Genomic DNA, 18,519 nt, shown 5'->3' with positions numbered 1-18,519 from the left:
ACCCACGCGCCCCAGCGATTCGCTCCCTCGCCTGTCGGAGGCTTCCGTCAACAGCGCCCTAGCGCTGGCTTTCGAAAAAGCGCTCCAGCAGCTCGGCAAATTCCTCCGGCTGCTCCACCGCACTCAAATGGGCTGCCGGCAAGGTGCGCAATTGCGCACCCTTGATGCTGGCGCAAATTGCTTCAGACATGGCCACGGGGGTCGCCTCGTCTCGCGTGCCGGCAATCACGAGGGCCGGGCACTGGACCGCACCGTTGCTGGCGCGAAAGTCGATGCGGGACACCGCTTCGCAGCTGGCCGCATAGGCAACGGCATCGGTGGTTTCAAGCACCCGGCGCAGCGCCGCGACCTTCTGCATGCCGCCTCCGGCCTCGTCGGCCCTGAACTCGGGCGTGAACCAGCGCTGCATCGCACCGTCCGATATCGCTGCCACGCCCTGGGTTTGCACCGTATGGACGCGTGCCATCCACATCGCTCGCGCCGCATCGTCATAAAACATGGCTGCGTTGGCAATGACGATGCTTTTGAGCAATTGCGGATGGCGGGCCGCCAGCGCCTGGGCCGTCATGCCGCCCATGCTGAGGCCGACAAAATGCACAGGCCCAGCGCCCTGCCCGTTGATGAGGTCCGCCACGTCATCGGCCAACAAGTCGAGTGAGTAAGGGCCCGGAACCGCTTCCGACTGGCCATGGCCGCGGTGGTCATGGCGCAGCACGGTGTAACGATGCTTCAGGATAGCTGTCACGCCGTCCCACATCGTGAGGTCGCAGCCCAATGCGTGGCTGAGCACCACGACAGGCCCCTGGCCTTCACTGATCCAATGCAGATGAGGTTTTTTCATGCGTTTCAAATGATGTAATGATTGGGGCTTGCAGTGCGCGCCCTCTCAGGCGGTGAGCAGGCCTTTTTCCCGCAGGATATCGCCCGCCACCGAGAACGCATGGTTCGCTGCCGGAACGCCGCAATAAATGGCGGCCTGCAAAATGACTTCCTTGATGTCGTCCGGCGTCAGCCGCGACTCCGGCGGGCCATCAAGTGCTGCGCGCACATGCATCGCAAACTCTTCGTAGGCCTTCAGCGCAATCATGGTCGACAGCACCATCAGGCGGCGCGTCTTGTCACCGAGCGCCGGCCTGCCCCAGACTTCATTCCACGCGTAGCGGGTGATCAAATCCTGGAACTCGCCGTTGAAGGCATTGCTTTTTGCGATGGACCGGTCAACCCATGCATCGCCCAGCACACGCCGGCGATTAATCATTCCCTTGTCGTGGTCGTTCATGGCTTTACCTCTTGGCGTTCTTGGTACGGTCTTGATCGATTTGGCCCAACAGGGCCTCCACAGCATCCGCCTGAGCATGCGCCAGTGTCGCGGCATTTTGCGCCAGCGCCGGGTTGAACCATTCGTCGGCGGCATCGACAGGCAGTTCGGCGCGCAGTGTATCGAGGTTGGCATGCATGCGCTGCGTGTCAACCTGCAAGCCCGGCAGTGCCTGAGCCATGGCACGAACGGATCCGTGCGCCGACATAAGGAGTCCGGGCCATTCGGCCAGCTCGGCCTGCCAGCTTCCCAGGGCGCGCTCATGCTCTTGGCCCATGGTCGCCAGCAAAGCGGCGACGCGCTGCGGCGCGCGCTGCGAAGCGGCCAGCGCCACCATGCAGGCAACCGGATTGCGCTTGTGTGGCATGGCCGAAGAGCCACCGCGACCGGGCTCTGCCGGCTCTGCCAGCTCGCCCACTTCGTACTGGCCCATCAACGAGATGTCTTTGGCGATCTTTCCGAGGCTGCCCACCAGCAAACCCAGCTCGCACCCCAGCGCCACCCATTCATCGCGCTGGGTATGCCAGGCGAATGCGGCAGGTTTGAGCTTCAGGTCGGCTGCCATATGCGCCATGATTTCCGGGCCTTTGCCGTTCATCTGCGCCAGCGTTCCCACGGCTCCGCCGAGCTGCACCGCCAAGGCGTTGTGTCCGGCTACCTCCAGTCGCTGCAGGCTGCGCGCCAGCGGTGCGGCCCATGCCGCGCACTTCAATCCAAAACTGGTGACCGACGCCGGCTGCATCAGCGTGCGGGCCAGCACCGGGTCGGCGGCGTGGCGTCGGGCCAGCACCAGCAATGCGGCCACCGCCTTGCGGATGTCGGCCTCAATCAGGTTCAGCGCGCTGCGGGTGACCAGCGACAGCGCCGTGTCGATCACATCCTGCGAAGTCGATCCGAAGTGAACATACCCGGCGGCTTCCTTGTTGAAGAGGCCGACGGTTTCCTTCAGCGCCTTGACCAGCGGAATCGCAATGCTGCCGGCCCGCCCGCTTTCGCGGACGATCTTCGCCACGTCGAACAGGTCCACCTTGCACGTGCCGACAATGGAGCGTGCGGCCGCCTCGGGAACCAGCCCGGCCTTCGCCTGCGCCCCTGCCAGCGAAGCTTCAAAACGCAACATGGCATCGAGGAAGTTACGTTCACTGAAAGCCTCGAGGACTTCAGGTGTCGACAAAAAACCTTCAAAAATGCTGCTCATGCGACGGGTTTCTTTTCAGGCGTAGTGAAGTGTTGGCATGTCTGGCTTGGCAGCTGTGTTCGCAAACAATGCATGCCTCACCTTTTCAGCCGGATCTGATTGGGCAGCGGAACGGAGCGGCGCAGCACATCTTCCCCCAGCCACAAGGCCGAACGCCACGCGCGCTGGGCCACAGTAGGCAAAGGCATTTGCTGGTAATCGTCGTTAAAAACTTCAAAGCTGTAGTCGCCGCGATAACCCAGGCCATGCAGCTTGGTCACCAGTGTCGCGAGTGCTTCACTGTGCACGCCTTCGCCGGGAAACACGCGGAAATGCCGGGCCGTGGCAATGCGTTCTTCAACCGACTTGATTTCCGTCCACATGAAGTCGGCCAGCTGCACCAGAAAAATCTTGTCCGGGTCCAGAATGTCCAGCTCCTCCAGCGGCGTCTTGGTCGCAAACATGTGGAAAGAGTCAAAGCCCAAACCGAGGTTGGGCATATCGGCTTCACAAATGATGTCCCAGGCCTGGGGAAACTCATTGACCGTGCGCCCCCACGACAAGGCTTCGTAGGCGATTTTGATGTTCATCGGAATAGCCAGCATCGCGAGCTTGCGCAGGTCCTTGACCAGCGCCTGGGTCTCGCCTGTGGCGTGCACCGAGGTTGACGAACAGATCAGCAGCAGCCGGCAGCCGAGCGCATGGCACATTTCCAGCATCGACTTGGCGATGTCCATCTTGTAGTCATGCAAATGCCCGGACAACCCTTCAAAATCACGCAACACCTGAAAACCGGTGACGCGCAAACCGCTTGCACGCACCGCTGCCACCGCCGCCTCCATGCCGTCGGGGTGGCCCACAAGGTCCTTGGCGGCGAGCATGATCTGGGTGAAGCCGGCCTCGCGCACGGCCCTGAGCTTGGCCTCAAGCGGGCCAGCCAGCGAGATGGTGTCCATCCCGAAATCGTCGATGTTGCCGCTGTAGTGGCTCATGCCTGGCGCCTGTTTAGCGTACGTCATGGACCAGCTCAAAACTCACGCTGCCCATCCAGCTCTTGGTCAGCGCGCCACGGTCCTCGGTGTGGACCCCGGGTGACTCGAGGAATTCCACGCCCCGTTTGCGCAGCTCGCCGACAGTGGCCAGCACGTCCGCGCTGCCCAGGCCGACGCGCTGCAGGCTTTCTTCCCCTTCCACATCGAGCACACTGGCTTCGGGCTCGATCAGCTGGAGATAAAAGCGCGAAGAAGGCGGGCACGGGCTGCGAAGAATACGTCCCTTCGGCAGGATGCCAAAGCGCTGTTCGTCGGGCAGGTCGGTAAAACCAAACAGCTCGCGGTAAAACTCGGCCCAGTCTTCTGTACGGTCATTGCCGATGTACTGGACAACGCCGAAGAAATGCAGCCCCGCCACTGCCGGCGGATGCGGGTCGACCGTGGGGATGGGGATAAAGTCCACGTCGTAAATCGAAAACTTGTCGTAACGGTCCACAAAATAAATGCGGCTTTTTCCCACGCCATGAATGGCCGGAATGTTCAGCTCCATAACCTCCACGCGTGAAGGCACAGCCCAGGCACCCCGCTCCAGCGCACGGTGATACGCGTCCGCTGCGTCCCGCACGCGCAGTGCCACAGCGGCAATCACCGGCTTGTCGGTCGGCGCAGCGCCATCAGGCATGGCGGGAACATGGGCATTGACAATCACATTCATGCCGCCCTGCCGGTACAGCAGCACTTCGCGCGAGCGGTGGCGGGCGACCGGGCGGAAACCCATCGTTTCCAGCACCTGGCCCAACGCCTGCGGCTTGGCGGTGGTGTATTCGATGAACTCAATGCCATCCAGCCCCAGGGGGTTGGCCACTTCAGGGATGGCTTCCCGATCGGCGGCCGGCGTCTGCGCAAGGGTGCTCATGGTCATTCTCCGGTGAGAGGTAACAACAATTCAGGGCGCCAGCGTGACGGGTGCGGCGGGGGTCGACACGGAAGCACCCGGCACATGGCCGCCACCCAGGAAAAGGCGTTCGATATTCGGATCAGCCAGCAGTTCCGCCGCGGGTTTGTGCAGCACCAGCTGACCTGATTCAAGCGCGATGGCGTCATGCGAAACCTTCAGCGCGCTTTTAACGTTTTGTTCCACCATCAATACCGTCGTGCCCTGTGCCGCCAGCTTCTGTAAAAGCTTGAAAACATCCTGCACCACCATCGGGGACAAACCAATCGAGGGCTCATCTATCAGGAGGACCTTGGGTCGCAACAGCAGGGCCCGGCCGATTTCGAGCTGTTTCTGCTCGCCGCCCGAGAGCGCGGAGGCCTGCGTATGCAGGCGCTCCTTCACGCGTGGAAACAGCTCCAGCACCTCGGGAATCCGCTCATGCGTGGTTTTCGTTCCCAGCGTGATGCCGCCCAGCTCCAGGTTCTGGAACACCGTCAACTGGCCAAACAGGTTGCGCCCCTGAGGCACAAACGCAATGCCCCTGGCCAGCAACTCTTTCTGGCTGGCGCCGCTGATGTCCACGCCGTCAAGCAGGATGCGCCCCTGCCGCGGCTTGAGCAAACCGAAGAGCGTCTTGAGCACCGTCGATTTGCCGGCCCCGTTTGGCCCCAGCAACAAGGTGATGGAGCCGTGCTTCACCTTGAACGACAGGTTGTTCAGGATCATGAAGTCCTTGTAACCCGCCACCACGTCGTCGAATTCAATACAGATATCGTTTGTCATGTCAGTGTTCCATGTCGTAGCGGTACAAATCGAGGCAAGTAACGGCGCGGAACCGGCTTAGCCGGGCCGCAGCGGTTGCCCCCTTGAGGGGGGATCCGGCTACACGCAGTGAGCCGAGACGGGGGTGCATCTCAATTCCCCAAATAGGCATCCAGCACCTCCTTGTTGGCGCGAATCTCGGCCGGCGTACCGATGGCCAGCACCTTGCCCTCCACCATCACCATGATGCGGTGACAGAGGCCCATCACAAAGTCCATGTTGTGTTCAATCACCACGAACGACGCCTTGCGGCCAAATTTCGGGTTTTGGTTCAGGTCTTTCAGCAACGACGAGATGCCGCCCACCAGGCTGGGGTTGACCCCGGCGCAGGGCTCATCGAGCAACACCAGATCGGGTTCAGCCATGAAGGCCATGGCGATGTCCACGAGTTTTTGCTGGCCGTAGCTCAAGGTGCCGGCCAGCTGGTCGGCCACGTGGCGAATGCGGAACTGGTCAATCAGTGCATCGGCCTTGTCGCCCAGCCCGGAATCGCCAGGCGCGAACATGCGGCCCAGCAGGCTTCCCTTGTGCTCCTGGGCTGCCACTATCAGGTTGTCGCGCACCGTCATTTTTCCAAACACCTGCAGGGTCTGGAAGGTGCGGCCCACACCGCGCCGGCTGAGCTCCAGCGGCGACAGGCCGGTAATGGTTTTCCCGTTGAGTTCGATCGAGCCTGCATCGGGGCTGATCTGACCCAGCACGCTGTTGAACATAGTGGTCTTGCCCGAACCGTTGGGACCGATCACACCGAAAATTTCACCGGGCATGACTTCGAACGAAACACCGCCCACCGCCTGGATGGCGCCGTAGGCTTTTTTGAGCCCGCTGACTTTTAACAACGCGTTTGTCATGATGCCGCTCCGATCCGGCTGGCAGCCGCCGCGCGTGCCTGTGATGCCTCACGCGCTGCGCGCTTGGCCCGTATACGGTCAGGAATGCTGAGCAGCCCGTCCGGCAGCCAGACCATCAACAGCACCACCGCTGCGCCGAACATCGGCAAATACCAGTTGGACACCAAAGGCACATCGCGCAGCCATTCCGGCAACACCACGCCCACGGCAGCACCCACGATGGGGCCCAGGAAATAACCCGCGCCGCCAACCACCACCATCAGGTACATCATGATGGAAGCCGCCACCGTGAAAGGCCCCGGCTCGATGAACTGCACCAGCGAGGCGAACAGCGCTCCGGCAATGCCGGCGTAGGCCGCACCGATGGCAAAACTCAGCAGCGTGTAATTGCGAATGTCGATGCCCAGGCTTTCGGCGCGTATCGGGTTGTCGCGCAGCGCGGTAAAGGCCTTACCCCAGGGCGAGCGCAATAGGCCCCACAGCAGGGCCGCCAGGATCAGCGTCATCGCCAGCACAAAGTAGTAGTAGGGGCGATTGCCTTCGAGCGAGTACCCAAAAAGCACCGGCCGCGCGATGTTGTTGATGCCGAAGGTACCGCCGGTGAGCCACTCTTCATTGCGCATGACCAGCCAGATGGCGGTGTTGAAACCCAAAGTGGCGAATGCCAGGTAAATGGCCTGCACCCGCAGCGCCGGGAAACCCAGAACCAGCCCGACGGCAAAACAGATGAGCGCGGCTGCCGGCAAACCCAGCCAGAAGCTGACCCCCGCCTTCATCAGGATGGCGACGGTGTAGGCGCCGATACCGAAGAAAGCCGCATGGCCGAGCGACTTCTGCCCTGCGTAGCCGACGGTCAGGTTCAGGCCCATGGTGGCAATGATAAAAACCAGCCAGTAGGTCAGCAGGTAAACGCCGTAGTTCTTCAGATATTGCGGCGCCACCAGTACCAGCAAGGCGCCCACTACCGTCAACACCAGGGCGAGTTTGTTTTGGGCGAGCTTCATACCTTGCGCTCCTCTTTTTTACCCAGCAGGCCTTGCGGCTTGAAGAGAATCACCACCATGAAAATTACCAGCGCCACGGCGTCCTTGTAAGCGGGCGAGATGTAGGCCGATGCCAGGTTCTCGCACACGCCCACGATCAGGCCGCCCAGCAACGCACCGCGCGAGTTGTTGAAGCCGCCGATGATGGCGGCAAAGAAAGCCTTGTTACCCAGGCCTTCACCCATGTCGAACTTGGCCAGATAAGTAGGCGTCACCAGCAGGGCCGCCGCCACCGCCAGCACAGCATTGATGGCAAAGGTATAAAAAATCATGCGCGGCACATTGATGCCCAGCACCGAAGCGCTTTCGGTGTTTTGCGCCACAGCCTGCATGGCGCGGCCCGTGACGGTTTTGGCCAGGAAGGCTTGTGTCGCCATCACGATCACCAGGGCCAACGCAAAAGTGCCTATGTCCTGAAGCGTGATCGTGACGCCGGCGATGTTGAACAGCTTGTCGGCAAACAGGCTCGGAAAAGGATGGGCTTCGGCGCTGTAACCGGCACGCACACCATTGCGCATGGCAATGGAAAGCCCGATGGTCGCCACGACGATCGGCATCATGCCGTACTTGAAAAGCGGGTCCACCACTCCGCGCTTGAAGACCCAGCCCAGCAGCAGCACGGCAAGCAGCGCTGTCAGCACAAAGCTCACCAGCATGGGCGCACCCAGCGAGATGAAGCCCAGCATCATGAAAGCCGGCAACATGACAAATTCGCCCTGGGCAAAGTTGATCGTGCCCGAGGCCTGCCACAGCAGGGTGAAGCCCAGGGCTGCCAGCGCATAAATGCTGCCGGTGGCCAGGCCCGAGAAAAAGAGTTGGAGAAAATCTGTCATGGGCAAGGTCCGATGGAGGAAGTCGGTTGTATTCAGCGGAGTTCTCAATGGGAAGGGCCCGCGCCCTGCCCCATCAACAGCCGGCCCCGCGTGGCCGGCCGGAGCTTCAGCTTATTTCTTTACAGCCGGCTTGGCAGCAGCCGGTGCCAAAGGAATGGCCTTGCTCACGTCACGGGTGGCCAGGCCAAGCGGAGGAACCATGTCAATGACTTCCTGCTTGCCGTTTTTGACTTCGACCATGAAGCTCATGCGGTCGAGGTCACCCTTGTTGTCGAACTCGGTGTACATCAGCGCGCCGGGGTATTTGTCGGTGTTGACCTTCAAACCCTTCATGGCCTGGGCCACGGCCTTGCGATCCAGCTTGCCAGCCTTCTCAATCGCGGCCTTGAGCACGTAAACGCCGGAGTAGCCCTTCATGCCGTTGTGATCAGAGATGTACTTGTAGTCCTTCTCGAACTTGGCCTTGAAGGCGCGGATGGCGGGCACCGGGGCATCCACCGTCAGGCCCACGTGGGCAATGGCGCCGTTGGCGGCATCGCCGGCGAGCTCAATGACTTTTTGGCCCGTCAAGGTGGTCTCGCCGATGATGGGTTTGTTCCAGCCCTGTTTGCGCAGCTCGCGCAGCAGGCGAGCCGATTCCTCTTCATTCGAGTAGGCAAACACGCCTTCGGCGTTGCTTTGCTTGGCGCGCAAAACTGCGGCCGAGAAGTCGACCTGGCCGGGCTCGGTGGAAATTTCGCTCAGGATCTTGGTTGGCGAGTTCGCCAGGGCTTTCTTGATGGCGTCGAGTCCGCCTTTTCCGAAATCGTTGTTCACATAAATGACGGCAATGCTTTTGAGCTTGGCCTGCTCGCTGATGTAGCGCGCCACCTTGGGCATGGCAGTGGCCTGCGTGAAACTGGTGCGAAACACATAGGGGTTGCCCTGCTCGGTGATGGCAGCCGCCTCGCCCCCGGTGAAGTTAGGCACTTCGGCGCGCCGCGATTCGGCCATGCTGACCATGATGGAGCCGGAGAACACCGGGCCAAAGATGGCAAACACATCGTCATCAATGGCTTTTTGCGTCAGCCCCTTGGCCACGCCCGCATTGCTCTGCGTATCAGCAGTGGTGGTCTGGATCTTTTTCCCCAGGATGCCGCCGTTCGCGTTGATTTCCCTGACGGCCAGTTCGACGCCATTTTTGAAATTGGTGCCTGCCGTGGCGCCGCCGCCGGACAGCTCGACAATGTTGGCGATCTTGATGACATCTTGCGCAAAACCAGCGCCAGCACTTACGGAAAGAGCGCAAGCAGCTATCAATTTAAGAGCAAATCGTTTCTTCATGGTTGTCTCCTCTAGGGGTTAAAAAATCAAAATGACGCGAGTCGTGTTTCCCCGACTCCTGGGTTGGGAACCTGGGCGGCGGACGGGGCCGCGTAAACGGGACGCCGGATTTCGCCCGCCATGGCGGCCGGGTAAAGGCGTTCACGCAAAAAGGTGGCATCTTGCCGAACTAGCTCTGCGGCCGCGGCATACCCAAAAAAATCCAGGTAATCCGGCACCTGCTGGATCAGCATCTCGAACCCGGGCTGCGCCACCAGACCGCGCGCGCGTGCAGCCTGAACCAGCGGCGTCGGCTGGTTCTTCATGAGGATGTCCATCACGGCCGCATGCGGCGCCATGTGCGATACGTCGCATGGCAGGGGGTCATCTGCCCTGAGCCCCAACGGCGTGGCGTTGACCACCACATCGCAAGCCGACGCATCCGCGCTGCCCACGGCTGCAATCTTTGCGGCGGACGCGGGCGCTGCCGCCGCAATCCGGTCTGCCAGCGCCTGTGCCTTGCCGGGCGCCGGGTCGTAAAGCGAAATGACCGCGGGTGTATGGCGTCCAGCCATCGCGAGCGAAGCCGTAATGGCGGCAGCTGCGCCGCCAGCGCCCAGAATCAACACGCGCTTGCCGGCATAGGCCACGCCGAAATAGTCGAGCGACGAGGCAAAACCCTTGCCGTCAAACAAGGCCCCATCCAGCCCGCCCGCCGCATGGCGGCGTATGCCGTTCACAGCACCCGCCACACGGCCAGCGTCATTGCAATGCGACAACAAGCTCATCACCTCGGCCTTGTGCGGAATGGTCAGCAGCATGCCTTTGATGTTTTGAGCCAGAAAGGCGGCTCCCACAAAAGGCTGGATGTCCGTCGCAGCCACATGAACCGGGACCAGGACCGCATCAATACCCAGTGTCTTGAAGACCAGGTTGAACACTTCCGGCGCACGCACCTGCTCCACCGGGTCGCCGGAGATCAGATACACATCGGTGTTGCCCTGAACGGTGGAAAACATGTCTGATTGCCTGGATTGTTCGATAATCGTGTAAAACTTCGAGTTCGGAGTGGACTTTAGTAGTCCAGCCAAAGATTCCCAAGTCATTTTCCGGTTTAATGTTCGTTTATCGCTCAATTCAGATCGATGATCGAACGGAACGAGGGTTTGACCTATGCTCACACGCTCCCCCTTGTGAATACTCAAACCCATGACAGCACTCACTCACCCCACGGCCCCCGACGCCTTGCAAGCCCCCAGCGCCCCCGCCCTGGACAAGCGGGACTGGATCGCCGGGCTGGAAAAGGGCTTGTCCATCATCGAATGTTTTGACGATGCCAACCCGCGCCTGACCGCCAGCCAGGCCGGCGCGCACTGCGGCATGACACGCACGGCCGCGCGCCGCTATTTGCTGACGCTGGCGCATCTGGGGTATGTGGATGGGGACGGCAAGCTGTTCTGGCTGACGCCCCGGGTGCTCCGGCTGGGCCAGTCCTATCTCGAGTCGGCCCGCCTGCCGCGCATCGTGCAGCCCTTTTTACAGCGTGTAACCGCCGGCACGCAGGAAAGCGCGTACGTCAGCGTGATGGATGGCGACGACATCGTCTACATCGCGCGCAACGGCTCCAGCCGCGCGATGAACACCGGCTATGTGCTGGGTTCACGCGTGCAGGCGCAGGTGACGGCCGCAGGCCTTTTGATGCTGTCGATGCGCGACCCCGCCTGGCTCGAAAACTGGCTGGCCAACCACGAGCTCAAGGCCTATACCTCGTACACCATTGCCAGCAAGGACCGCCTGCGCATCGAACTGGCCCGGGTACGCGCACAGGGCTGGGCGATTTCGGAACAGCAACTGGAACTCAACTACCGCGGCATCGCGGTGCCATTGCGGGACCGACATGGCGATGTGTCGGGAGCGCTCAGTGTGACCATGCCCATGGGGCATGAGTCGAGCGAGGACGCGGCGGGGAGGGTTTTGCCGGTGCTTCGGGAGACGGCGCAGGCGATGAGGAATTTGATTTGACGTTGTGGCGGTCGGACTGGGCGCGTCTATACGGCTTTTGCTCCGGCTTTCGCTTCCCTTCTTGAGGGTAGCTGGCCGGGGGTTGCCCGGCCAACAACTCTCAGACGAGAGCGCAAAGGCCGAAGCAAGAACCGCTGTCAACCAACCAATCAATCCACTATCAATTCAATAGCTACTCGCGCTCGCCCCCATTAGCCTGGAGCCATTTTTAACCAGAAAAATCAAACCGCCCCCACACTCCCCGTCACAGGCAACACAATCCCCGTGACATAGCTCGCACAAACCGGCGAGGCCAGAAACACATAAGCAGGCGACAACTCTTCAGGTTGCGCCGGACGCTTCATGTCGGTTTTTTTGCCAAAGTCCTTGATGACATCGGGAGGTGAATCGGCCGGATTGAGCGGTGTCCATACGGGGCCGGGTGCCACGGCATTCACGCGTATGCCTTTGTCCATGAGATTGCTGGCAAGCGCCTTGGTGAAAGCGTGAATCGCTCCTTTGGTCGCCGAATAGTCCAGCAGCTTGGCGCTGCCTTCCAGCCCGGTCACTGAACCGGTGTTGATGATGCATGAGCCCTGCTTCAGGTAGGGCAATGCCGCCTTGGCCATGTGAAAGTAGCCGTACACATTGGTACGCAGGGTTTCGTCAAAACGCTCTTCCGTGAGGTCTTCCAGCGAGTCGGCGTGTTCCTGGAAGGCGGCGTTGTTCACGAGGATGTCGAGTTTCCCGAGCGACTTGACCGTCTTCTTCACTGCCTCGCGGCAGAACGCCGCGTCTTTGACATCGCCCGCAATCAGCACACAGCGCTGTCCTTCCGCCTCAACGCAGCGCTTCGTTTCCTTGGCATCACGGTCGGAATCGAGATAAGCCACCGCCACATCGGCGCCTTCGCGCGCGAACAGCACCGCGACAGCGCGGCCAATGCCGGAGTCCGCACCCGTGATCAAGGCGGTCAAACCTTCAAGCTTGCCGCTGCCCTTGTAGTTCGGCGCCATGAACTGCGGCTTGAGCTCCATGTCGGCTTCCAGCCCGGGCTTTTTCAGGTGCTGGGACGGCAGCGGCGGTTCGGGATAGGTCTGCTTGCCGGCCTGCACGGCCTTTTTTTCCTTGCCAGCCGAGGCTTGCCGCCCGGCTTTCTTCTCCTGATCCGTGCCGTCCTGCTCGCGCTGGATTTTCTGCTGCTTTGCGCTTACCGCGCTTGCATCCCCGCGTGCAGCGGGTCGAAAAGAAGAGGCGGAAGACTTTGGCGACGTTTTTACTTTGGGCATGAGGGCTCCCGGGTAGTAGCTTGAAAACCTCAATCTAGAGATAGCTCCGTCGGCGCGTTGTAGGAAATATTCCCGGCTTTCACCCAGCCACGCCCTTGGTCGCCGTCGTGCGAATCTTGCACAATCGGGTCACCTGATCCACCCGTCGTTCAGCGACGCTATACGCGCCTCATGCAGACCCGTCATTTCCTCCAGCTCATTCTCATGTCGGCCCTCTGGGGCGCATCGTTTCCCCTGCTTCGGATTGCCAGCCCCGCCCTCGGCCCCTGGGTGGTGGCGGGCGTACGCTGCCTCCTGGCTGCGGTGGTGCTCTCGGTGCTGATGCGCGCGCTGCGGGAGCGATGGCCGGCACGCACCGCCTGGCGCAGCCTGACGCTGGTCAGCACGTTAACGGTGGTCATTCCCTTCGTCCTGTTCAACTGGGCGGCGCTGGTCATACCCTCGGGCTATTCCGCCGTGCTGAACGCCACCGTTCCCCTGTTCGGTGTATTGGGCGCCGCCATGATGGGCGAGGAAAAACTGACCGCCCGGCGCCTGCTGGGCTGCGCCGTGGGTTTTGCCGGTGTGGCCTTGCTGGTGCAGTTGGGGCCCGTGGCCGTCACGCCGCACGTGGTGCTGGCCGCGCTGGCCTGCGTCACTGCCTCTGCCAGTTACGGCTTCGGTGCAATTTTGATGAAGCGCGCCACCATGAGCCATTCGCCGCTGCCGGCCTCTGCCGTGGTGCACATCGCCGCAGCGCTGATCCTGGTCTTGCCTGCCGGTGTGGCTGCACCGGCGATGCACCCCACGCCGGGGGCGCTGATTGCCGTGGCGGTGTTGGGTACGCTGACCTCGGGCTTTATGTACTGGATCAGCATGCGGCTGATGCGGGAGATTCCCGCCAGCGCCGCAACGTCAGCGGCATTCATGATTCCCTTTTTCGGCGTCAGCTGGGGCGGCTTCTTTCTCGGAGAGCCTGTCACGGCCAGCATGCTGCCGGGCTGCCTGCTGGTGCTGGCGGCCACAGCGCTGGTCACGGGGTTCAACCCCTTCAAAGGCGCGCCGCCGGAGCCCTGACGTAGAGGCCCTAGCCGCGGCGCCGCATGATGTCGGGCGTCGAGACCACCACATCCGCGTTCTGTGCACGCTGGCGCAGGGCATGCTCCATCACCACCAGGGCCAGCAAGGCCTCGGCGATGGGCGTAGCACGTATGCCGACACAGGGGTCATGGCGGCCCTTGGTCACCACTGCGGCAGGCGCGCCGCTGGTGTCTATCGATTGCCGCGGCGTGATGATGGAACTGGTCGGCTTGATGGCGATCGAGACTTCCAGGTCTTGCCCGGTGCTGATGCCGCCCAGCACGCCGCCCGCGTTATTGGACTTGAAGCCATCGGGCGAAAGCGAGTCGCCGTGGGTGGTGCCGCGCTGCGTCACGCTGGCAAAACCTGCACCGATCTCCACGCCCTTGACGGCATTGATGCCCATCATGGCAAAAGCAATGTCGGCATCGAGCTTGTCATAGAGCGGCTCGCCCAGGCCGACCGGCACGCCGGAGGCCGTCACACGAATGCGCGCACCGCAGGAGTCGCCGGCCTTGCGCAAGGCGTCCATATAGTTTTCCAATCTGGACACATCGGCAACGGGCGCAAAAAACGGGTTGTTGGGCACGTGGTCCCAGGACTCAAAGGGAACGACTTCATCACCGACCTGCGTCATGCAGCCGCGAAACACGGTGCCGTATTTTTCGGCCAGCCATTTTTTGGCCACGGCGCCTGCAGCCACCGTGGGCGCCGTCAGGCGGGCCGAAGAACGGCCACCGCCGCGCGGGTCGCGCAGGCCGTATTTGTGCAGGTAGGCGTAGTCGGCATGGCCGGGGCGAAAGGTTTCCAGGATGTTGCTGTAATCCTTGCTGCGCTGATCGGTGTTGCGGATGAGCAGGCAGATTGGCGTGCCGGTGGTTTTGCCTTGGTACACGCCGGAGAGGATTTCCACCGCGTCTGGCTCGTTACGTTGCGTGACGTGCCGGCTGGTGCCGGGGCGTCGGCGGTCCAGGTCGGCCTGAATGTCCGCCTCGCTGAGTTCCATGCCCGGCGGGCAGCCGTCGATCACGCAGCCGATGGCCGGGCCGTGGGATTCACCGAAATTGGTGACTGCGAATAGGGTGCCAAAGGTGTTGCCGCTCATCAGACGATTATCTCCGAGCGAATGGTGCAGCCTTTTTCACAACCCGCCACGAGCCGCTTTCCGGGAAAAAAAGAGCGGTCGCTCCGGTTGGAACTGCTGGCGATCTCCGTCGTCCATAAAAGACATTGACAGCGTAAGACGCTTTTCGTTACAGATTTCAAGGATATTTAACCGTGTTCTCAGCCGCTGATTTTTACTGCTGTTGTGCCCTGTCATGAACCACCAGTACCGTGTCATCTTCAACCGTACCCTCGGCGTGCGTCAGGCTGTCTCCGAGGGCGCCCGCTGCGGTGGCCAATTGGGAGGCGGCGCGGTCACAACCAGCCCGGGTGTTGCCGCTCAGGGGGGGACGGAATATCCCAGATGGTGGGAAAGCCAGGCTGGAAAGCTTCGTCTGTAGGAACAAGCTGACCGACACTGGGCGCTTCATGTGACCACAGCGTGCAGGACACCGATGCATATTGACCCTTTACCTTCCCAAGGAGCACGACATGCCAACTGCAAACAATGAGTTGATCGCCCTGGAAAACAAATTCTGGCAGTCCATGGTTGATGAGGACACGGACACCGCCCTGGCCTTGCTGGACGAACCAGCCTTGATGGTCAGCGCGCACGGCTCCATGAAGTTCGACCACGCGGGTTACCGGAAAATGGCCGAGCAGGGAAGCATGGTGGTCAAGTCTTTCAAGCTCAGCGATGTGGAAGTGATGTTCCCAACGGAGGACACGGCTGTCCTGACTTACAAGGTCGAACAGGCAATTTCCAAACGCGGAGAGTCCCATGAAGTGAGGCAGGACATGACGGATTCCTCTGTGTGGACCCGCAAGGACGGGCAGTGGCGCTGTGCGATGCATACCGAAGCGCCTGTGGCCAACGGGAAAAGCTGAACTTCGCTTTGGTGTCGGGCAGTTTTGGGGACGCACCTGAACGGTCGTTTCTGCCGGCCCAGCCGCTGGAACATTTCCTGCTTGCTGCAGCGCAGCATCTCTGGATGCGCCAATCACAGTCAGAAGGAATACCCATGCTGGACCGCACCGTGACCAAGTTTTCCCACGTCAAGCCCGGTGACACACAGTTTGTCTCTGGTGGTTTGCGCGATTTTTTTCTGTACCGCGACCTAGGCATCGCCGATGCGACGAACGGAAAAGTCATCGCGCACCTTGTGAAGGCCAACATGGCACCAGAAACAGGCACGGGCTGGCACCGTCATGAGGCAGATTTTCAGATAGTCATCATGACCAAGGGCTGGGCGCGTTTCATGTACGAAGACAAGGAAACCCTGGTCGAAGCCGGCGACGTGGTGCACCAGCGCCCGGGAATCAAACACTTCTTGTTTGACTACTCACCCGACATGGAATACCTGGAAATCGTTGGGCCGGCTGATTTCAAGTCCATTGACGTAGACCCCGTCTGCGAAATCCCGCTACCGACCCCCTGGAAGTGATAGAGCCCCCACGGTCGCTCACTTCGTGTAGCTCCCGCCCCCCCCGAGGGGGACACCCGCCTGCAGTCCGGCAAAGCCGGTCCTGCGGCTCATGCTGGGTTCGAGAGTTCATTGGGAACCGCGAGGGTGCCGCGGAACTGGCTTTGCCAGACCGCAGGCGCCGCCCCCTGAGGGGGGAGCAGGCTACACGAAGTGAGTCTGAAAGGGGGTAGGCTTATTTCTGCAGTGAGCCTGGACGGGGGTGTTCAAAATTCCGCGTCAAGTTCATCAATATCGTCCGGCTCCTTCTTCGCCTCAGCCACCCACTCCTTCATTGCCGGCAACTCCATGATCCGCTTGCAATAAGCAACACAGGTCTTGTCCAGCGGCACGTCGTAAGTCAGAAACCGCGTGACCACCGGCGCATACATGGCGTCGGCGACCGACAGCTGCTTGCCGAACAAATAAGGGCCGCCGTAAGAGCCCAGGCATTCCTTCCAGATCTCCACCACCCGATCAATATCAGCCTGCGCACGGGACCACACCTTGAAGTTCGCAAAATGGGCCTTGATGTTCATCGGCAACGCGGCGCGCATGGTGGCAAAACCCGAATGCATTTCGCCGCACACTGCGCGGCAATGTGCCCGCACCTTGATGTCGGCGGGCAACAGTTGCGCCTTGGGCTTGATTTCATGGAGGTATTCGGCAATCGCCAGCGTGTCCCAGACCTTCACGCCGTTGTGCTGCAGCGAGGGCACCAGCATGCTGGACGACAGCAGCAGCATTTCGGCCTTCATCGCCGGGTCATCCGGTGAAATCACTTTTTCGGTGAATTCCAGCCCGGCGAACTTGGCCAGCAGCCAGCCGCGCAGCGCCCACGCTCCGTAGTTCTTGCTGCTGATCGTCAGGATGGCTTTGGCCATGAGATTGCTCCTTGAACCGCAAAGTTGGCCCCCACTCGCCCGGGGGCAGGCCAACCTCCGCAAGGGTTGTGCCAGCAGGCGTGCACACCGCGACTGGCCCGTAACTTGCCTGCAGTCCACCCACCGGGCCACAAGCCCGCTTCACGCCAGGACAACCATGCTTTACCAGGCCTACCAAACCCAGTCCGACCTGATGTCGCCGTTTCGCCTGCTGGCACAAGGTGGCAGCGCGGCGTTCTGGCTGGGCAAAACGGAAGGCAGCTTTCTGCGCAAGATGTCGGCGTCCATGGAGGTGTTCTCGCGTCTGCGGCTGACGCATACACGGCCAGCCTACGGTATCAGCTCCGTGAAGGTGGGTGATCGCGAACTCGCGGTGACAGAAGAAACTGTTTTGTCCATGCCCTTTGGCACCCTGCTGCGCTTTCGCAAGGAAACGCCCGCGGGCCTGCCCTACCAGCCACCGGTTCTGCTGGTGGCGCCGCTGTCAGGCCACTTTGCCACGCTGCTGCGCGAAACCGTGCGCACCTTGCTGCAAGACCACGACGTGTACATCACCGACTGGCACAACGCGCGCGACGTGTCCCTGCGCCACGGCCCGTTTGCGCTGGACGACTACATCGACCACATGATCCGCTTCACCCAGGCCATTGGCCCGGGCACACATGTGGTGGCGGTGTGCCAGCCCTGCGTGGCAGCCCTGGCGGCCACCGCCATCATGGCCGAAGACAACGACCCGGCCCAACCACGCAGCCTGACCCTGATGGCCGGCCCGGTGGACTGCCGCGTGAACCCGACCGGCGTCAACACACTCGCCACCAGCAAACCGATTGAGTGGTTTGAGAAAAACCTGATCAGCCATGTCCCGCTTCCGCACGCCGGCTACATGCGCCGCGTGTACCCGGGCTTTGTGCAGCTGAGTGCGTTTTTAAGCATGAACATTGACCGGCACAAAAAATCCTTCCAGGACATGTACCAGCACCTGGTGGATGGTGAGGTCGACAAGGCCAATGTGATCCGCGTGTTTTACGACGAGTACCTCGCCGTCAACGACCTGCCCGCCGAGTTCTACCTGGAGACGGTAGAGAAAGTCTTTCAAACCTACGACCTGCCGCTGGGAAAACTCAGCTACCGCGGCCGCCTCGTCAAGCCCGCCGCCATCCGCCGCACCGCTTTGATGACGGTGGAAGGCGAGCGCGACGACATCTGCGCAGTCGGCCAAACCGTGGCCGCGCAAGACCTGTGCACGGGCATACGGCCTTATATGAAAACCCACCATGTGCAGACGGGTGTGGGGCACTACGGCGTGTTCAGTGGGCGTAAATGGAATCAGCAAATCTACCCGCGGGTGCGAGAGATGATTCATGCGAATATGGGCTGAAATTTATACAAAATCGGCCTCCAATCGAATGAAGACGAGCGCGACCAGCTCCTGAATTTATAGCAT

The 18,519-nt window shown here is 61.2% G+C and carries 20 protein-coding genes; 6 read left to right on the top strand and 14 right to left on the bottom strand.

Translation table 11 applies throughout. The annotated features are described in order from the left end of the window. Positions 1–58: 58 nt before the first annotated feature. The 11 genes from ABI546_RS01430 to ABI546_RS01380 form a co-directional block, all read right to left on the bottom strand. Positions 59–841 carry an alpha/beta fold hydrolase gene (locus ABI546_RS01430; RefSeq protein WP_348043363.1) on the bottom strand — a complete coding sequence of 261 codons (783 nt, stop codon included), beginning with the start codon at positions 839–841 and terminating at the stop codon, positions 59–61. A 45-nt stretch (positions 842–886) separates the two neighbouring features. Continuing rightward, positions 887–1,279 (bottom strand): carboxymuconolactone decarboxylase family protein, encoded by a 393-nt coding sequence (locus ABI546_RS01425; protein WP_348043361.1) that lies wholly within the window; start codon positions 1,277–1,279, stop codon positions 887–889. 4 nt (positions 1,280–1,283) lie between these two features. After that, positions 1,284–2,516 carry a 3-carboxy-cis,cis-muconate cycloisomerase gene (pcaB, locus tag ABI546_RS01420; protein ID WP_348043359.1) on the bottom strand — a complete coding sequence of 411 codons (1,233 nt, stop codon included), beginning with the start codon at positions 2,514–2,516 and terminating at the stop codon, positions 1,284–1,286. A gap of 77 nt (positions 2,517–2,593) precedes the next feature. Continuing rightward, on the bottom strand, positions 2,594–3,487 hold the full coding sequence (locus ABI546_RS01415; RefSeq protein WP_348043515.1) for a sugar phosphate isomerase/epimerase family protein: 894 nt from the start codon (positions 3,485–3,487) through the stop codon (positions 2,594–2,596). A 13-nt stretch (positions 3,488–3,500) separates the two neighbouring features. Beyond that, positions 3,501–4,403 (bottom strand): VOC family protein, encoded by a 903-nt coding sequence (locus tag ABI546_RS01410; RefSeq protein ID WP_348043357.1) that lies wholly within the window; start codon positions 4,401–4,403, stop codon positions 3,501–3,503. A 30-nt stretch (positions 4,404–4,433) separates the two neighbouring features. Then, complete coding sequence (locus ABI546_RS01405; RefSeq protein WP_348043355.1) at positions 4,434–5,207, bottom strand: ABC transporter ATP-binding protein; 774 nt, start codon at positions 5,205–5,207, stop codon at positions 4,434–4,436. A 131-nt stretch (positions 5,208–5,338) separates the two neighbouring features. Continuing rightward, a complete protein-coding gene (locus tag ABI546_RS01400) occupies positions 5,339–6,097 on the bottom strand; it encodes an ABC transporter ATP-binding protein (RefSeq protein WP_348043353.1) in 759 nt (252 codons plus the stop codon). After that, positions 6,094–7,101 carry a branched-chain amino acid ABC transporter permease gene (locus ABI546_RS01395; protein ID WP_348043351.1) on the bottom strand — a complete coding sequence of 336 codons (1,008 nt, stop codon included), beginning with the start codon at positions 7,099–7,101 and terminating at the stop codon, positions 6,094–6,096. The genes ABI546_RS01400 and ABI546_RS01395 overlap by 4 nt, the downstream gene beginning before the upstream one ends. Beyond that, positions 7,098–7,973, bottom strand: a complete 876-nt coding sequence (locus ABI546_RS01390; RefSeq protein WP_348043349.1) for a branched-chain amino acid ABC transporter permease — start codon at positions 7,971–7,973, stop codon at positions 7,098–7,100. Before ABI546_RS01390 ends, ABI546_RS01395 begins: the two co-directional genes overlap by 4 nt. 111 nt (positions 7,974–8,084) lie before the next feature. After that, complete coding sequence (locus tag ABI546_RS01385) at positions 8,085–9,296, bottom strand: ABC transporter substrate-binding protein (RefSeq protein WP_348043347.1); 1,212 nt, start codon at positions 9,294–9,296, stop codon at positions 8,085–8,087. A gap of 26 nt (positions 9,297–9,322) precedes the next feature. Next, on the bottom strand, positions 9,323–10,294 hold the full coding sequence (locus ABI546_RS01380; protein WP_348043345.1) for a shikimate dehydrogenase: 972 nt from the start codon (positions 10,292–10,294) through the stop codon (positions 9,323–9,325). Between the two features lie 190 nt (positions 10,295–10,484). Here ABI546_RS01380 and ABI546_RS01375 point away from each other — a divergent pair, with 190 nt between their 5' ends. Continuing rightward, positions 10,485–11,297: an IclR family transcriptional regulator C-terminal domain-containing protein gene (locus tag ABI546_RS01375; protein WP_348043342.1), complete on the top strand. Its 813-nt coding sequence runs from the start codon at positions 10,485–10,487 to the stop codon at positions 11,295–11,297. A gap of 221 nt (positions 11,298–11,518) precedes the next feature. On the opposite strand, the gene ABI546_RS01370 is transcribed toward ABI546_RS01375, so the two are convergent. Then, on the bottom strand, positions 11,519–12,565 hold the full coding sequence (locus ABI546_RS01370; protein WP_348043338.1) for an SDR family oxidoreductase: 1,047 nt from the start codon (positions 12,563–12,565) through the stop codon (positions 11,519–11,521). 171 nt (positions 12,566–12,736) lie between these two features. On the opposite strand from ABI546_RS01370, the gene ABI546_RS01365 reads away from it, so the two are divergent. Then, positions 12,737–13,621 (top strand): EamA family transporter, encoded by an 885-nt coding sequence (locus tag ABI546_RS01365; RefSeq protein ID WP_348043336.1) that lies wholly within the window; start codon positions 12,737–12,739, stop codon positions 13,619–13,621. Between the two features lie 10 nt (positions 13,622–13,631). Here the strand turns inward: ABI546_RS01365 and aroC are convergent, their stop codons facing one another. Further along, entirely contained in the window at positions 13,632–14,729 is a 1,098-nt protein-coding gene (gene aroC / locus ABI546_RS01360; protein WP_348043334.1) for a chorismate synthase, read from the bottom strand. 214 nt (positions 14,730–14,943) lie between these two features. Here aroC and ABI546_RS01355 point away from each other — a divergent pair, with 214 nt between their 5' ends. The 3 genes from ABI546_RS01355 to ABI546_RS01345 all read left to right on the top strand — a co-directional run bounded on the left by ABI546_RS01355 (position 14,944) and on the right by ABI546_RS01345 (position 16,173). Continuing rightward, positions 14,944–15,129: an ESPR domain-containing protein gene (locus tag ABI546_RS01355; RefSeq protein ID WP_348043332.1), complete on the top strand. Its 186-nt coding sequence runs from the start codon at positions 14,944–14,946 to the stop codon at positions 15,127–15,129. A 91-nt stretch (positions 15,130–15,220) separates the two neighbouring features. Continuing rightward, positions 15,221–15,616, top strand: coding sequence for a nuclear transport factor 2 family protein (locus ABI546_RS01350; RefSeq protein WP_348043330.1), 396 nt, complete (start codon positions 15,221–15,223; stop codon positions 15,614–15,616). 134 nt (positions 15,617–15,750) lie between these two features. Continuing rightward, entirely contained in the window at positions 15,751–16,173 is a 423-nt protein-coding gene (locus tag ABI546_RS01345; RefSeq protein ID WP_348043328.1) for a cupin domain-containing protein, read from the top strand. Positions 16,174–16,418: 245 nt separating this feature from the next. Here ABI546_RS01345 and ABI546_RS01340 read toward each other — a convergent pair whose 3' ends face one another. After that, positions 16,419–17,075, bottom strand: a complete 657-nt coding sequence (locus ABI546_RS01340) for a glutathione S-transferase (RefSeq protein WP_348043326.1) — start codon at positions 17,073–17,075, stop codon at positions 16,419–16,421. A gap of 157 nt (positions 17,076–17,232) precedes the next feature. Between ABI546_RS01340 and phaZ the strand changes: the two genes are divergently transcribed. Then, positions 17,233–18,453, top strand: coding sequence for a polyhydroxyalkanoate depolymerase (gene phaZ / locus ABI546_RS01335; RefSeq protein ID WP_348043324.1), 1,221 nt, complete (start codon positions 17,233–17,235; stop codon positions 18,451–18,453). The last annotated feature ends 66 nt before the right edge of the window (positions 18,454–18,519 follow it).

It is taken from the genome of Polaromonas sp. (assembly GCF_039932935.1).
GTDB lineage: Bacteria > Pseudomonadota > Gammaproteobacteria > Burkholderiales > Burkholderiaceae_C > Polaromonas.
Note: the sequence above shows the minus strand (reverse complement) of the source record. Positions and strands in the feature narration are given on the sequence as shown.

Coding starts and splice junctions, on each gene's coding strand:
- ABI546_RS01430 (WP_348043363.1), bottom strand. CDS start 841: ATGAAAAAACCTCATCTGCATTGGATCAGTGAAGGCCAGGGGCCTGTC.
- ABI546_RS01425 (WP_348043361.1), bottom strand. CDS start 1,279: ATGAACGACCACGACAAGGGAATGATTAATCGCCGGCGTGTGCTGGGC.
- pcaB (WP_348043359.1), bottom strand. CDS start 2,516: ATGAGCAGCATTTTTGAAGGTTTTTTGTCGACACCTGAAGTCCTCGAG.
- ABI546_RS01415 (WP_348043515.1), bottom strand. CDS start 3,487: ATGAGCCACTACAGCGGCAACATCGACGATTTCGGGATGGACACCATC.
- ABI546_RS01410 (WP_348043357.1), bottom strand. CDS start 4,403: ATGAGCACCCTTGCGCAGACGCCGGCCGCCGATCGGGAAGCCATCCCT.
- ABI546_RS01405 (WP_348043355.1), bottom strand. CDS start 5,207: ATGACAAACGATATCTGTATTGAATTCGACGACGTGGTGGCGGGTTAC.
- ABI546_RS01400 (WP_348043353.1), bottom strand. CDS start 6,097: ATGACAAACGCGTTGTTAAAAGTCAGCGGGCTCAAAAAAGCCTACGGC.
- ABI546_RS01395 (WP_348043351.1), bottom strand. CDS start 7,101: ATGAAGCTCGCCCAAAACAAACTCGCCCTGGTGTTGACGGTAGTGGGC.
- ABI546_RS01390 (WP_348043349.1), bottom strand. CDS start 7,973: ATGACAGATTTTCTCCAACTCTTTTTCTCGGGCCTGGCCACCGGCAGC.
- ABI546_RS01385 (WP_348043347.1), bottom strand. CDS start 9,296: ATGAAGAAACGATTTGCTCTTAAATTGATAGCTGCTTGCGCTCTTTCC.
- ABI546_RS01380 (WP_348043345.1), bottom strand. CDS start 10,294: ATGTTTTCCACCGTTCAGGGCAACACCGATGTGTATCTGATCTCCGGC.
- ABI546_RS01375 (WP_348043342.1), top strand. CDS start 10,485: ATGACAGCACTCACTCACCCCACGGCCCCCGACGCCTTGCAAGCCCCC.
- ABI546_RS01370 (WP_348043338.1), bottom strand. CDS start 12,565: ATGCCCAAAGTAAAAACGTCGCCAAAGTCTTCCGCCTCTTCTTTTCGA.
- ABI546_RS01365 (WP_348043336.1), top strand. CDS start 12,737: ATGCAGACCCGTCATTTCCTCCAGCTCATTCTCATGTCGGCCCTCTGG.
- aroC (WP_348043334.1), bottom strand. CDS start 14,729: ATGAGCGGCAACACCTTTGGCACCCTATTCGCAGTCACCAATTTCGGT.
- ABI546_RS01355 (WP_348043332.1), top strand. CDS start 14,944: ATGAACCACCAGTACCGTGTCATCTTCAACCGTACCCTCGGCGTGCGT.
- ABI546_RS01350 (WP_348043330.1), top strand. CDS start 15,221: ATGCCAACTGCAAACAATGAGTTGATCGCCCTGGAAAACAAATTCTGG.
- ABI546_RS01345 (WP_348043328.1), top strand. CDS start 15,751: ATGCTGGACCGCACCGTGACCAAGTTTTCCCACGTCAAGCCCGGTGAC.
- ABI546_RS01340 (WP_348043326.1), bottom strand. CDS start 17,075: ATGGCCAAAGCCATCCTGACGATCAGCAGCAAGAACTACGGAGCGTGG.
- phaZ (WP_348043324.1), top strand. CDS start 17,233: ATGCTTTACCAGGCCTACCAAACCCAGTCCGACCTGATGTCGCCGTTT.